The 14,338-nt window shown below is 53.5% G+C and carries 9 protein-coding genes; 4 read left to right on the forward strand and 5 right to left on the reverse strand.

From position 1 onward, the window contains the following. The first annotated feature begins 63 nt into the window (after positions 1–63). Positions 64–1,542: a ketol-acid reductoisomerase gene (ilvC, locus tag A8F97_RS20430; RefSeq protein WP_005969112.1), complete on the forward strand. Its 1,479-nt coding sequence runs from the start codon at positions 64–66 to the stop codon at positions 1,540–1,542. Positions 1,543–1,635: 93 nt separating this feature from the next. Here ilvC and A8F97_RS20435 read toward each other — a convergent pair whose 3' ends face one another. Continuing rightward, the gene (locus tag A8F97_RS20435) at positions 1,636–2,289 is read right to left on the reverse strand and encodes an NADPH-dependent F420 reductase (protein WP_033072268.1); all 654 of its coding nucleotides are present in this window, start codon (positions 2,287–2,289) and stop codon (positions 1,636–1,638) included. Positions 2,290–2,390: 101 nt separating this feature from the next. Between A8F97_RS20435 and A8F97_RS20440 the strand changes: the two genes are divergently transcribed. After that, on the forward strand, positions 2,391–3,278 hold the full coding sequence (locus A8F97_RS20440) for a LysR family transcriptional regulator (protein WP_014701811.1): 888 nt from the start codon (positions 2,391–2,393) through the stop codon (positions 3,276–3,278). A 43-nt stretch (positions 3,279–3,321) separates the two neighbouring features. Here the strand turns inward: A8F97_RS20440 and putP are convergent, their stop codons facing one another. Continuing rightward, a complete protein-coding gene (gene putP, locus A8F97_RS20445) occupies positions 3,322–4,806 on the reverse strand; it encodes a sodium/proline symporter PutP (protein ID WP_033072267.1) in 1,485 nt (494 codons plus the stop codon). Positions 4,807–5,002: 196 nt separating this feature from the next. Here putP and putA point away from each other — a divergent pair, with 196 nt between their 5' ends. After that, positions 5,003–8,971 carry a trifunctional transcriptional regulator/proline dehydrogenase/L-glutamate gamma-semialdehyde dehydrogenase gene (putA, locus tag A8F97_RS20450; RefSeq protein ID WP_033072266.1) on the forward strand — a complete coding sequence of 1,323 codons (3,969 nt, stop codon included), beginning with the start codon at positions 5,003–5,005 and terminating at the stop codon, positions 8,969–8,971. A 76-nt stretch (positions 8,972–9,047) separates the two neighbouring features. Here putA and ppiC read toward each other — a convergent pair whose 3' ends face one another. Continuing rightward, positions 9,048–9,329: a peptidylprolyl isomerase PpiC gene (gene ppiC / locus A8F97_RS20455; protein ID WP_005969121.1), complete on the reverse strand. Its 282-nt coding sequence runs from the start codon at positions 9,327–9,329 to the stop codon at positions 9,048–9,050. Positions 9,330–9,490: 161 nt separating this feature from the next. On the opposite strand from ppiC, the gene rep reads away from it, so the two are divergent. After that, entirely contained in the window at positions 9,491–11,512 is a 2,022-nt protein-coding gene (rep, locus tag A8F97_RS20460) for a DNA helicase Rep (protein WP_014701808.1), read from the forward strand. Positions 11,513–11,531: 19 nt separating this feature from the next. Here the strand turns inward: rep and ppx are convergent, their stop codons facing one another. Both ppx and rhlB read right to left on the reverse strand, forming a co-directional pair. Continuing rightward, positions 11,532–13,028: an exopolyphosphatase gene (gene ppx, locus A8F97_RS20465; protein WP_015731411.1), complete on the reverse strand. Its 1,497-nt coding sequence runs from the start codon at positions 13,026–13,028 to the stop codon at positions 11,532–11,534. Between the two features lie 6 nt (positions 13,029–13,034). Then, positions 13,035–14,327: an ATP-dependent RNA helicase RhlB gene (gene rhlB / locus A8F97_RS20470; RefSeq protein ID WP_014701806.1), complete on the reverse strand. Its 1,293-nt coding sequence runs from the start codon at positions 14,325–14,327 to the stop codon at positions 13,035–13,037. Positions 14,328–14,338: the final 11 nt, after the last annotated feature.

Raw genomic sequence — 14,338 nt, forward strand, 5'->3', positions numbered from 1 at the left:
TTCCCATTTGGCGGGAATCCTTTTCTGAATAACAGACAAACAAAACCGTATACGGAGCACGACATGGCTAACTATTTCAACACATTAAACCTGCGTCAGCAGCTGGATCAATTGGGCAAGTGCCGCTTTATGGGGCGTGATGAATTTGCCGATGAGGCGAGCTACCTGAAAGGGAAAAAAGTGGTGATCGTCGGTTGTGGTGCTCAGGGCTTGAACCAAGGTCTGAACATGCGCGATTCCGGTCTGGATATCGCTTATGCCCTGCGTGCTGAAGCCATTGCGGAAAAACGTGCATCATGGCGCAAAGCGACCGAAAACGGCTTCACCGTTGGCACCTACGAAGATCTGATCCCGCAGGCCGATCTGATCGTTAACCTGACGCCGGACAAACAGCACTCCGCAGTGGTTCAGGCGGTACAACCGCTGATGAAACAGGGCGCAGCGCTGGGCTACTCTCACGGTTTCAACATCGTTGAAGTGGGCGAGCAAATTCGTAAAGACATCACGGTAGTGATGGTGGCACCGAAGTGCCCAGGTACGGAAGTGCGTGAAGAATACAAACGTGGTTTCGGCGTACCGACGCTGATCGCCGTTCACCCTGAAAACGATCCAAAAGGCGAAGGCATGGCAATCGCCAAAGCCTGGGCGGCGGCAACGGGCGGCCACCGTGCGGGCGTTCTGCAATCCTCTTTCGTTGCAGAAGTGAAATCTGACCTGATGGGTGAGCAGACTATTCTGTGTGGTATGTTGCAGGCTGGTTCTCTGCTGGGCTTCGATAAACTGGTTGCTGAAGGCACCGATCCTGCTTATGCAGAAAAGCTGATTCAGTTCGGCTGGGAAACCATCACCGAAGCGCTGAAGCAAGGCGGGATTACGCTGATGATGGATCGCCTGTCTAACCCGGCGAAACTGCGTGCTTATGCGCTGTCTGAGCAACTGAAAGGCATCATGGCTCCGCTGTTCCAGAAGCACATGGATGACATCATCTCCGGCGAATTCTCTGGCGGCATGATGGCTGACTGGGCGAACGACGACGTGAAACTGCTGACCTGGCGTGAAGAGACCGGTAAAACGGCGTTTGAAAACGCACCGCAGTTCGACGGTAAAATCGCTGAGCAAGAATATTTTGATAACGGCGTGTTGATGGTTGCGATGGTGAAAGCTGGCGTTGAGCTGGCGTTTGAAACCATGGTGAGCTCCGGCATCATCGAAGAGTCCGCCTACTACGAATCACTGCATGAGCTGCCGCTGATCGCCAACACTATCGCGCGTAAGCGTCTGTATGAAATGAACGTGGTTATCTCTGATACCGCAGAATACGGTAACTACCTGTTTGCTAACGCAGCCGTACCGTTGTTGAAAGGTGCGTTCATGGCATCTCTGCAACCGGGCGATCTGGGCAAAGCGGTCGCGGGTACTGAAGTAGACAACGCGCAACTGCGTGATGTTAACGAAGCCATCCGTAACCACCCGATCGAAACCGTAGGCCACACGCTGCGCGGCTACATGAAAGACATGAAGCGTATCGCTGTCGCGGGTTAATCGTCGCTTTTACGTTTAGCAAAGTTCGATAATTTCTATGCTGCTCCCTCTGGGAGCAGCATTTTTTTATCCGCAGCTATCCCGCAGCTTGCGTTATCCCTGTTGCGTATCGGCGGTGCTTTCACGCGAGGCAAGCGCCAGCGCAGCGGTTAATTCCGCTTTTGTCATCCGTATACAGTAAGACGGCATGTTCCTTTCAAAGCGCCATCCTTCAGACAATTTTCCCGCATCGACGACATCAAACCCGAAGGCATCATAGAGTTCGGCCACAATGGCTTTTTCCCGTTCGTCATCACCCGCAAGCGGTAGCGCCCGGCGATTGGCAGAACCCGCAGGTAAACCATCACTTTCAAGCTGCGTCATGGGGATGGCATTGAACGCTTTGGTGATCTTTGTACCTAGTAAATACCCAGCCAGTAGTTCGCTGGTGGTGGTACTGCGCGTATCCAGTGCGGCTACCTTGCCATCTCGCTCGGTATAGTAGTTGACGGCATCGATGACGGATTTGCCCTGTAAAGCCTGTGTAGGGAGGTTATCGATGGCGGTAAAGGGAACAGCAATAACGACAATGTCGCCAAAGAGCGCTGCCTGAGTGGCGGTACCGATATCGCAGCCGATCATGGGACGGAGGCTGAACAGTGACTGGGGATCGCGCGAGTTGCTGAGCATAACCTGATGATCGTTCTGAAGCGCTAATTTAGCGATCGCCCGCCCAACAAAGCCCGCACCAATAATGCCAATTTTCATCTTTTTCTCCCTAATACTTTTGAGAAGAGAAGCTTAATTGCCTACAATTTGAAGATAAATTGTGTTTTTAATCGAAAACAAACAACAAATATGAGTGAATCATGGATCGGCTGACCAGCATGAACACCTTTGTCAAAGCGTCGGAGTTGGGGTCTTTTGCCGCGGCCGCAGAGGTGTTGGGCATTTCACCCCAGATGGTGGCGAAGCAGGTAGCATGGCTCGAAGCGAGGCTTGGAGTCCGACTGCTGAACCGTACCACGCGTAGGCAGAGCCTGACGGACATTGGTCTGCGCTATTATGAGCGCTGTAAGGTTGTTCTTGCTGAAGCGGAAGATGCCGATGCGATTGCCCGTGAAATGCAGGTGACACCTTCCGGTATCATTCAGGTGAATGCCCCGGTTACCTGGGGATCGCATCTGCTCGCGCCGTTCATCACGCACTACCTTGCTCGCTATCCCGACACGCAAATTGCGCTGACGCTGAACGATCGTATGGTTGACCCGATAGAAGAGGGGTTTGAAGTCATCATTCGCATCGGTGAATTGGCAGATAGTTCGATGGTGGCTTGGCCACTTCAACCTTACTCGTTGATCGCTTGCGCATCGCCTGACTATCTGGTGCGTGAAGGCGTGCCAGATACGCCATCAAGTCTCGCACGCCACGCGAGCCTTATTTATGGCGTGCGCACCGCTGCTGCGTCTTGTCGGTGGGTATTTCAGAAGGACGGTAAGACGGAGGAAGTCAGGCCGGAAGGTCGGCTTTTTGCTAATGACTGGAATGCGCTGCTGCATGCCGCGATAGAGGGATATGGTATCACGCTTGGGCCGGAGGTCGTGTTACGTAAGGAAATTGACCGTGGGCGTCTGGTGCAGGTGCTGTCTGACTATAATGGGCCTGCTCGCCCAGTTCATGTCATGGTGCCGGTGGGACGGCGGGCGGCGGTTAAAGTTAAAACCTTTGTCGATGCAGTCAGAGCCAATTTCGGATAACGATAAGCCCGTGACACGGCGAACGATGCCACGGGCATTATGGCTAAACGGACTGGTATTCCGCTTCTGCCTGCTTGAAGCGGTCGGTAACCGCTTTTGACGGCGCTTTACCCAACAGGCTGACGATGAAAATGGTCAGACTGTTGAAGATAAATCCGGGGATGATTTCATACAGGCCCAGCCAGGCGTACTGCTTCCAGATCAGTACCGTTGCTGCACCTACGATCATGCCGAGCAGTGCGCCGTTACGCGTCATACGCGGCCACAGCAGAGAAATCAAAATCACCGGTCCGAAGGCGGCACCGAACCCTGCCCAGGCATAGCTCACCAGACCGAGTACGCGGTTTTCAGGGTTGAGCGACAGCGCAATAGCAATGATAGCGACTAATAGCACCATCGCACGTCCCACCCATACCAGCTCTTTCTGACTGGCATTTTTGCGCAGGAAGGGTTTGTACAAATCCTCGGTGATGGCGCTGGAGCACACCAGTAACTGGCAGCTCAGCGTACTCATCACGGCAGCCAGAATCGCAGACAGCAGCACACCGGCAATCCACGGATTGAACAGCAGCATAGATAGTTCGATAAAGACGCGCTCGCTGTTTTGCGCCACGTTACCGGCCTGATCCGGGTTGTTGTGGAAGTAGGCGATGCCGAAGAAGCCTACCGTCACCGCACCAGCGAGACACAGAATCATCCAGGTCATACTGATGCGGCGCGCGCTATGGATCGTGTGGTGTGAATCCGCAGCCATGAAGCGTGCCAGAATATGTGGTTGGCCAAAATAGCCCAGACCCCAGCCCATCAGCGAGATAATAGCGACAAAATTCAGTCCTTTGAACATATCCATATTGGCTGGGTTTTTGGCTTCAATCACCATGAGTGAGGTGTCTATTCCTCCCAGTGATAAAATGACCATCACTGGCGTCAGGATCAGGGCGAAAATCATCAGACTGGCCTGCACGGTGTCCGTCCAGCTTACAGCCAGAAAGCCGCCGATAAAGGTATAGGCGATAGTGGCCGCTGCCCCTGCCCATAATGCGGTGCCGTAGCTCATGCCGAAGGTGCTTTCAAACAAACGAGCCCCCGCGACGACGCCAGAAGCACAGTAGATAGTGAAGAAAACCAGAATGACTAACGCAGAGATTACGCGCAGTAATTTACTGTTATCTTCAAAACGGTGGGTGAAATAGTCAGGCAGCGTGAGCGCGTTGTGGTTTATTTCGGTGTGTACGCGCAGGCGTCCAGCGACCCATTTCCAGTTCAGGTAGGCGCCTAACGTCAGGCCGATCGCGATCCAGCTTTCAGAAATACCGGAAATGAAAATAGCACCCGGTAATCCCATCAGCAGCCAGCCGCTCATATCGGAAGCGCCAGCCGACAGTGCAGTGACGACGCTTCCCATCCGACGTCCGCCCAGAATGTAATCACCAAAGTTATTGGTGGCGCGGTAGGCAAACAGGCCGATGAGGACCATCCCGAAAATATACACCAGAAACGTCACCAGCATGGGTGTGCTTATTGTCATTCAACTCTCCACATTTTTTTTCGTGCCGCTGTCGCGGCGACGCTGTGTTTTATAGTAATCACTCAGGCCGGAACGAGGCCTGAAGGTGATGATGGGCAGCAACCGTTCCATTTGTTAACAAGGTTGCACAAAGTTGCAACATGGTTGATATTGACGTTATCCCGATGTGCATCTTCTAATCACAGGAGTGGACGCTATGGGCTTTACCACGATGGGTGTAAAACTCGATGAGGAAACACGTGAACGCATCAAGGCGGCGGCACAGCGTATTGATCGTACACCGCACTGGCTGATCAAACAGGCTATTTTCCATTACCTCGAACGCCTCGAAAGTGGCCTCGACACTCCTGAAACACCGCAATGGGCGAACGCGAGCCACATTGAAGCAGGAGAGATTATGCCGCAATCTCGTGAAGAAGAAACCCACCAACCCTTTCTTGATTTCGCCGGGCAGGTTCTTCCCCAGTCCGTCATCCGCGCAGCCATTACCTCTGCTTATCGTCGGCCCGAGAACGAATTTGTTCCTATCTTGCTTGAACAGGCAAGACTTACTGACGATATGTCGAAATTAACTCAAAATCTGGCTTATCGGCTGGCAAAGCAATTACGCAGTCAGAAATCCGGAAGTGGTCGTGCGGGCATTGTGCAAGGGTTGCTACAGGAATTTTCACTTTCTTCTCAGGAAGGGGTGGCACTGATGTGTTTAGCGGAAGCGCTGCTGCGTATTCCTGATAAATCGACGCGTGATGCGCTGATCCGCGACAAGATCAGCAGAGGAAACTGGCAGGCGCATCTCGGTCATAGCCCATCGCTTTTCGTGAATGCCGCAACCTGGGGGCTACTGTTTACCGGCAAGCTGGTTGCGACACACAATCAAGCACACTTGTCGAACTCGCTGAATCGCATCATCGGTAAACGCGGCGAGCCGCTCATCCGCAAAGGCGTCGATATGGCCATGCGACTGATGGGAGAACAGTTCGTCACGGGGGAAACCATCGGTGAAGCGCTGGCGAATGCCCGCGAACGGGAGGGTAAAGGTTTCCGCTATTCCTACGATATGTTGGGTGAAGCGGCGCTAACGGAACACGATGCCGCTGCCTATCTGACCGCTTACCAACAGGCGATTCATGCTATCGGCAAGGCCTCGAACGGGCGTGGAATTTACGAAGGGCCGGGTATTTCCATCAAGCTTTCGGCGCTGCACCCGCGCTATAGCCGTTCGCAGTATGATCGTGTGCTCAATGAGTTGTACCCACGGCTGTTATCGCTGACGCTACTGGCGCGCCAGTACGATATCGGGATCAATATTGATGCGGAAGAAGCAGATCGACTGGAGATCTCTCTCGATCTGCTGGAAAAGCTCTGTATGGATCCGCAACTGGTGGGGTGGAATGGTATCGGGTTTGTGATTCAGGCTTACCAGAAACGTTGCCCATATGTGATTGATATGCTGGTTGAGTTGGCACAGCGCAGTCATCGGCGGCTGATGATTCGTCTGGTGAAAGGGGCGTACTGGGACAGTGAAATTAAACGGGCGCAGATTGACGGGCTGGAAGGCTATCCGGTCTACACGCGTAAGGTCTACACCGATGTGTCTTATCTGGCCTGTGCACGTAAACTACTGGCCGTACCGAATCTAATTTATCCGCAGTTCGCCACCCACAACGCGCAGACGTTAAGCGCGATCTACCACATGGCGGGTAACAATTATTATCCTGGTCAGTATGAGTTCCAGTGCCTGCACGGTATGGGAGAACCGCTCTATGATCAGGTGGTCGGTGCGGTTGCCGACGGTAAACTTAACCGTCCGTGTCGTATCTATGCCCCGGTCGGAACCCATGAAACGCTACTGGCTTATCTGGTGCGACGCCTGCTGGAAAACGGCGCGAATACCTCGTTTGTTAACCGTATTGCGGATACGTCTATGGCGCTGGAAACGCTGGTTGCCGATCCGGTTAGTAGCGTAGAGGCACTGGCAAAAGTAGAATGGAGTATGGGCGCACCGCATCCCCATATTCCGCTGCCGCATCAGCTATATGGGCAGGCACGGAAAAATTCGAGCGGGCTTGATCTCTCGAATGAGCATCGGCTAGCTTCGCTCTCCAGCGCGCTGCTAAGTCAGGCGGTGCAGCCGTATGCCGAGCCGATGATTGAAGGGGAGTGCGAGGCGAGTGAACAAAAGCCCGTAGTGAACCCCGCCGACGTGCGCGATGTGGTGGGCTATGTCCGTGATGCCTCCGTGGCGGATGTTGAACGGGCAATCGATGCTGCGGTGCATGCCGGTGCCATCTGGTTTGCGACGCCGCCTGCTGAGCGTGCCGCGATATTGAATCGGGCCGCCTCATTGATGGAAGGGCAGTTACAAAGCCTGCTGGGGCTGTTGGTGCGGGAAGCCGGTAAATCCTTTAGCAACGCGATTGCGGAAGTGCGTGAAGCGGTCGATTTCTTACGCTATTACGCGGGGCAGGTGCGAGACACCTTCACCAATGATACCCATCGTCCTCTGGGTCCCGTCGTTTGCATTAGTCCGTGGAATTTCCCGCTGGCAATCTTTACCGGACAAATTTCTGCTGCACTGGCGGCAGGAAACAGCGTATTGGCGAAACCGGCTGAACAAACGCCGCTGATTGCGGCGCAGGCCGTGCGTATTCTGCATGAAGCAGGTATTCCCTTGGGTGTGTTGCAACTGCTGCCTGGACAAGGAGAAACGATAGGCGCGTCGTTGGTGAACGACGAGCGAGTACGTGGCGTGGTGTTTACCGGTTCGACGGCTGTAGCCAAAACCCTGCAACGTAGCATTGCTGGCAGACTCGATCCACAGGGGCGTTTGACGCCGTTGATTGCCGAAACGGGTGGCCTGAATGCCATGATTGTCGACTCGTCTGCACTAACGGAACAGGTGGTGAATGATGTTATCGCCTCTGCGTTCGACAGTGCCGGACAGCGTTGTTCGGCGCTGCGCCTGCTGTGCCTGCAAGAAGATATCGCGGATCGCACGCTGGCTATGCTGCGCGGCGCGATGGCGGAGTGTCGAATGGGGGATCCTGAACGACTATCGACCGACATCGGCCCGCTGATTGACGCCGAAGCGAAAGAGAATGTGGATCAGCATATTCAGACGATGCGGGCGAAAGGTCATACCGTATTTCAGGCTGCGCATCCGCAGGACGAGGAGACATGGCTGCACGGAACGTTTGTAAAACCGACCCTAATCGAATTGGGCAATATAGACGAGCTGAAAAAAGAGGTTTTTGGTCCAGTTTTACACGTCATTCGCTATCAAAGCCAGCAGTTGGATACCGTGATTGAGCAGATCAACGCGGCGGGTTATGGCCTGACGCTGGGCGTACATACGCGTATTGATGAAACTATCCAGCGTGTGACGAACAGGGCAAAGGTGGGTAACCAGTACGTGAACCGCAATATGGTGGGAGCCGTTGTCGGCGTTCAACCGTTTGGCGGAGAAGGCTTATCAGGAACCGGGCCAAAGGCCGGCGGACCGCTTTATCTATACCGCTTACTGGCACATCGACCGGACAACGCGTTCGCAGCAGAATTCGCCAAACAGAATCGTGAGCAGGCACCGGATACTTCTGCCCAAATATCGCTTCTGGCGGGACTACAGGCGTTGGAAGACTGGGCGATTAGCGGTGAGCGTCACGATCTGGCGGCGCTGTGTCAGCGCTATAAAGAGCATAGTGTTAGCGGAACAACGCTACAGTTGTCTGGCCCGACAGGGGAAAGTAATACGTATACGTTGTTGCCACGTGAGCAGATTCTATGTCTGGCAGATAATGAGGACGACCGTTTGATTCAGGCGGCAGCGGTGCTGGCAACGGGCGGAAAACTCCTGTGGCCTGAAGGTGAACAGGAGAAAACGCTCTACGAACGTTTACCGCAGAAGGTGCAGTCGCGTATTCAGCTTGTACATGACTGGCAACGCCATGATGGGGTGTCTTTTCACGGTGTAATTTATCATGGCGATGCCGATCGGTTACGGCAGATCAGCGAAGCACTCGCAGAACGTGATGGGCCGGTTATTCCGCTGCTGGGCTACGCGCAGGGTGATATCCATGTTCAACTGGAGCGTCTGCTGAATGAACGCTCTTTGAGCATCAATACCGCCGCCGCGGGCGGTAACGCCAGCCTAATGACGATAGGTTAATAAGGCATTCAATAAAAAAGCGCGCCAAACCGGAAGAGTGGGCGCGCTTTTTATGTTTGGGCGTCGGCGTGACGACTTAGTTACGGTACAGCACCTTGATCACATGGTAACCAAACTGGGTCTTCACCGGACCAAACGGTTTCAGTAATTCGCAGGAAAACACGGCTTTATCGAAAGCTGGCACCATGTCACCTTTACGAAATTCACCTAAATCTCCGCCGTTACGTTTTGATGGGCAGGTTGAGTGTTTTTGCGCCAGTTTCTGAAAATCGGCACCTTTTTCCAGTTGAGCCAAAATGTCGCTAGCCAGTTGCTCGGTATCGACCAGAATGTGTAGGGCTGCTGCGGTATTTGCCATGTTATTACCTTTTTTTGCAAAAGAGATTCCGGCGCGCAATGTAACATTTGCAACGCAGGATGTGGACTGCGACGTGCTTTCCTTAATAACAAATCCCCGGTCAAGATCGATACGGCTTTCTGCTACAATCGCCTTCCATTTTATGAGTGAGCAAGATCGTTATGCGCTTAAACCCCAGCCAACAACATGCCGTCGAATTCGTCACCGGACCTTGTCTGGTACTGGCGGGCGCAGGCTCAGGCAAGACCCGCGTTATCACCAATAAAATTGCGCACCTTATCCGTCAGTGTGGCTATCAGGCTCGACACATTGCTGCGGTAACGTTTACCAATAAAGCGGCGCGTGAAATGAAGGAACGTGTGGCGCAAACGCTGGGGCGTAAAGAGACGCGCGGGCTAATGATTGCGACCTTCCATACGTTGGGGCTAGAGATCATCAAGCGTGAATACGCCGCGCTGGGTATGAAATCCAATTTCTCCCTGTTTGACGATCAGGATCAGATAGCGCTGCTGAAAGAGCTTACGGAACAGTGGCTGGAAAACGATAAAGTTCTGCTGCAACAACTGATCTCAACGATCTCAAATTGGAAAAATGATCTGATCGATCCTGCCGGTGCAGCCGCGACCGCTCGATCCGAACGCGACAAGCTGTTTGTACATTGCTACTCGCTTTATCACGAACACCTGCGTGCCTGTAACGTGCTGGATTTCGACGATCTGATTTTGCTGCCTACGCTGTTGCTGAAGCAGAATGCCGAAGTGCGTGAACGCTGGCAGAACCGCTTACGCTACCTGCTGGTGGATGAATATCAGGATACCAATACCAGCCAGTACGAGCTGGTTAAGCTGCTGGTTGGCACTCGCGCACGCTTTACCGTCGTAGGGGATGACGATCAGTCTATTTACTCCTGGCGTGGCGCACGGCCACAGAATCTGGTGTTATTACAGCAGGATTTCCCCGCGCTTGATGTGATCAAACTGGAACAGAACTACCGTTCATCCGGGCGTATTCTGAAAGCAGCCAATATTCTCATCGCTAATAACCCGCACGTTTTTGAAAAGCGGCTGTTCTCGGAGCTGGGTTACGGTGATGAGCTTAAAGTGATTACCGCCAACAACGAAGATCACGAGGCCGAGCGTGTCGTTGGCGAATTGATTGCCCATCACTTTATTAAAAAGACCCAGTACGGCGACTATGCCATTTTGTATCGTGGCAACCACCAGTCACGTCTGTTTGAAAAGATGTTGATGCAGAACCGTATTCCATATCGTATCTCCGGCGGCACGTCTTTTTTCTCTCGACCTGAAATCAAAGATTTACTGGCTTACCTGCGTGTATTGACTAACCCGGACGATGACAGCGCGTTCTTACGCATAGTGAACACGCCCAAACGTGAGATTGGTCCGGCGACGATGAAGAAGCTGGGCGAGTGGGCAGGGCAGCGTAATAAAGGCCTGTTCAGCGCGAGTTTTGATTTCGGATTGAGCCAGTCTCTGACTGGCCGTGGGCTGGAATCCCTGCAACGGTTTACGCAGTGGATGGAGGGTATTTCCCGCCTTGCTGAGCGTGAGCCTGTTGCCGCCGTGCGTGACCTGATTCATGGGTTAGACTACGAAAGTTGGCTGTATGAAACCTCACCTAGTCCAAAAGCAGCGGAAATGCGGATGAAGAACGTCAATCAGCTATTCAGTTGGATGACGGAAATGCTCGAAGGCTCCGATCTGGATGAACCCATGACGCTGACGCAGGTGGTGACGCGCTTTACGCTGCGGGACATGATGGAGCGTGGTGAAAGTGAAGAGGAATTAGATCAGGTACAGCTAATGACGCTACATGCGTCCAAAGGCCTGGAATTCCCCTACGTCTTTTTAGTTGGGATGGAAGAGGGCCTGTTGCCGCACCAGAGCAGCATTGATGAAGATAACGTTGACGAAGAACGCCGTCTGGCATACGTGGGGATTACACGTGCTCAGCGCGAGCTGTTTTTCACGCTGTGTAAAGAACGCCGCCAGTATGGCGAACTCATGCGCCCAGAACCGAGCCGCTTCCTGCTTGAACTGCCGCAGGATGATGTGGTGTGGGAAACGGAAAGAAAAGTGGTTAGCGCACAAGAGCGTATGCAGAAAGGTCAAACGAACGTCGCTAATATTCGGGCGATGTTGGCAAAAGCAAAAGGGGAGTAAATTTCCCCTTAACTATCTGTTAAATCGTCGTTTCTTCCAGCATCAGCGGCCAGTGTACGTAGCTTTGCCAGCGGCTTTCCTGTTCCAGCATTTCTGCCCGGAGCGGGTGCTGAGCCAGCCAGCCAGCAGGTAGAATCAAACGTAGCGCTTCACCTTCTACGCGTAATCGTACTGCTGGTAATGTGTCATCGCGGCGGCGGCTGGCAAAAATAATTGCCAGACGCAACAGGCGGCACAGGCGCTGTGCCTGATTGACCGGTAGCGCATTCTGCTGACTGAGCGGCATCAAATCGACGGGGTTAATCTGGTTTTGCAGGAGTGTGGCTAACAGTTTCTTCTGGGCTGGTGTGAAGCCGGGGAGATCGCTATGGCGAATCAAATAGGCTGCATGCTGGGGCGACTGGCGAAAATCAATGCTCAAACCGATTTCATGCACCAGACAGGCGCTGCGCAGTAACTCGCGACATCGGCTATCTAATTGCCAGTCACGGGCAACCTGTTGCAGAAAGTTGTCTGCCAGCGTACTGACGCGTTTAGCCTGTTCAGTATCCAGCAGATAACGACGTTGTAGCGTCTCCAGCGTGCGGTGGCGAATATCCTGATCGACGGGCAAATTCAACATGCCATAGACCAGCCCTTCACGCAGAGCGCCTCCAGCCAGCGTCATCGTCTTGATGTCGAGTTCCTGGAAGATAGCCAATAGGATGGCTAACCCGCTGGGGAAAACCAGCGCGCGTTCCAGCGTCAGGCCTTCAATTTCTAATTCTTCCAACTTATCGCACTGAATCGCATGCTCTTTAAGCTGCCTGAGCTTCGGCAGGGTAATGTATTCATCCATTCCCTGCGCGACCATAATTTCCTGTAGTGCTTGTACTGTACCAGAAGCGCCGACGCAGATTTGCCAACCCTGTTCGCGCAGAGAAGCCGCGACAGGGCGCAACATTTCACGCGCTGCATGTTCAGCACGTTCAAAGTTACCGGCTTCGAGGTTGCGATCGCTGAAATAGCGATCCAGCCACGTGACGCATCCCATCGGGAGGCTGATCAACTGGGTCGTTTTGGCACCGACACCTGTCGCGAGTTCGGTGCTGCCACCGCCGATATCCACAACCAGACGCGCATCCGGGCCACCTGTCGTATGTGCTACGCCTTGATAAATCAAGCGTGCTTCTTCTTCGCCGCTGATAACTTGAATCGGCAAGCCCAGAATTTCCTGAGCCCGTTGCAGGAATTCGTCAGCATTCGTTGCCAGCCGCAGGGTTGCGGTCGCGACGACACGCACCTGATCCTGCGGAATGTCCTGCAACCGTTCGGAGAACAGTTGTAGACACTGCCAACCACGCTGCATCGCTTCCTGCGAGAGCCGACTCTGCTTATCCAGCCCTGCCGCAAGGCGGACCTTACGCTTTATTTTCGCCAACGTCTGAATGCTGCCTGCGGTTTCCCGGGTGACCAGCATATGGAAGCTGTTCGAACCGAGATCGATGGCTGCGTAAAGTGAAGAAGAGCTCAGCATCAACGGTTAGTCCGCTCGTTTACGGTTATTACGGGGCGCTCCACTGCGGCGTGGCGCACTACTATGTCGGCGCGGGCCATTATTAGAACGCGGTGGGCGTGTTAAACGCTTAGGCGCAGGTAAATCGTTCATCAGTGCGTCACTGTTGTATTTGCTGACCGGGATACCGTGGCCGATATAGGTTTCGATAGCCGGGAGATTCAGTGCGTACTCTTCGCAGGCCAGACTGATAGAAAACCCACTTTGCCCTGCACGGCCAGTACGGCCAATACGGTGAACGTAGTCTTCGCAGTCATCCGGCAGGTCGTAGTTGAAAACGTGGGTTACAGAAGGAATGTGCAAACCGCGCGCTGCAACGTCCGTTGCCACCAGAATATCCAGATTACCTTGAGTAAATTCTTCCAGAATACGCAGGCGTTTTTTCTGCGCCACGTCGCCCGTCAGCAGCCCGACGCGGTGGCCGTCGGCAGCCAAGTGGCCCCAGACGTCTTCACAGCGATGCTTGGTATTGGCGAAAATAATGCAGCGATCCGGCCACTCTTCTTCCAACAGCGTCTGGAGCAGGCGCATTTTCTCTTCGTTGGATGGATAAAACAGTTCTTCTTTAATGCGGTGGCCGGTTTTCTGTTCTGGTTCGACTTCCACGTACTCAGCGTTATTCATCTGTTCAAACGCGAGTTCACGCACCCGGTAGGAGAGCGTAGCGGAAAAGAGCATGTTCAGGCGCTGTGCAGCGGCTGGCATACGGCGGAACAACCAGCGGATATCTTTGATGAAGCCGAGATCGTACATGCGATCCGCTTCATCCAGCACGACGACCTGGATCGCGCCCAAATTAATATGGTTTTGTTTGGCATAGTCGATCAGGCGACCAGTGGTGCCGACCAAAATATCAACGCCGCTTTCCAGCACTTTAAGCTGTTTGTCGTAGCCGTCGCCACCGTAGGCCAAACCCAATTTTAGCCCAGTCAGGTGAGACAGCGCTTCTGCGTCAGAGTGAATCTGGACAGCCAGTTCACGGGTGGGTGCCATAATTAAGGCACGCGGTTGATTGGTTTGACGCTCTGCGTTTGCAGGGTGTGAAAGCAAATAATGGAAAGTAGACGCGAGAAAAGCCAGCGTCTTGCCGGTACCGGTTTGCGCCTGACCCGCAACATCACGCCCTGACAAAGCTAATGGCAGAGCTAACGCCTGAATAGGCGTACAGTTATGAAACCCTTTACTTTCAAGGGCTTCGATAACCTGCGGGTGCAGGGCGAAGTCGGAAAACTTCTGTTCAGTTAAGTGTGTTTTGCTCATAGTGTGGTAGA

The sequence above is a fragment of the Pectobacterium parmentieri genome, from assembly GCF_001742145.1.
GTDB classification, from domain to species: Bacteria; Pseudomonadota; Gammaproteobacteria; order Enterobacterales; family Enterobacteriaceae; genus Pectobacterium; species Pectobacterium parmentieri.

Coding starts and splice junctions, on each gene's coding strand:
- rep (WP_014701808.1), top strand. CDS start 9,491: ATGCGCTTAAACCCCAGCCAACAACATGCCGTCGAATTCGTCACCGGA.
- A8F97_RS20440 (WP_014701811.1), top strand. CDS start 2,391: ATGGATCGGCTGACCAGCATGAACACCTTTGTCAAAGCGTCGGAGTTG.
- A8F97_RS20435 (WP_033072268.1), bottom strand. CDS start 2,289: ATGAAAATTGGCATTATTGGTGCGGGCTTTGTTGGGCGGGCGATCGCT.
- ppiC (WP_005969121.1), bottom strand. CDS start 9,329: ATGGCAAATACCGCAGCAGCCCTACACATTCTGGTCGATACCGAGCAA.
- ilvC (WP_005969112.1), top strand. CDS start 64: ATGGCTAACTATTTCAACACATTAAACCTGCGTCAGCAGCTGGATCAA.
- putA (WP_033072266.1), top strand. CDS start 5,003: ATGGGCTTTACCACGATGGGTGTAAAACTCGATGAGGAAACACGTGAA.
- putP (WP_033072267.1), bottom strand. CDS start 4,806: ATGACAATAAGCACACCCATGCTGGTGACGTTTCTGGTGTATATTTTC.
- rhlB (WP_014701806.1), bottom strand. CDS start 14,327: ATGAGCAAAACACACTTAACTGAACAGAAGTTTTCCGACTTCGCCCTG.
- ppx (WP_015731411.1), bottom strand. CDS start 13,028: ATGCTGAGCTCTTCTTCACTTTACGCAGCCATCGATCTCGGTTCGAAC.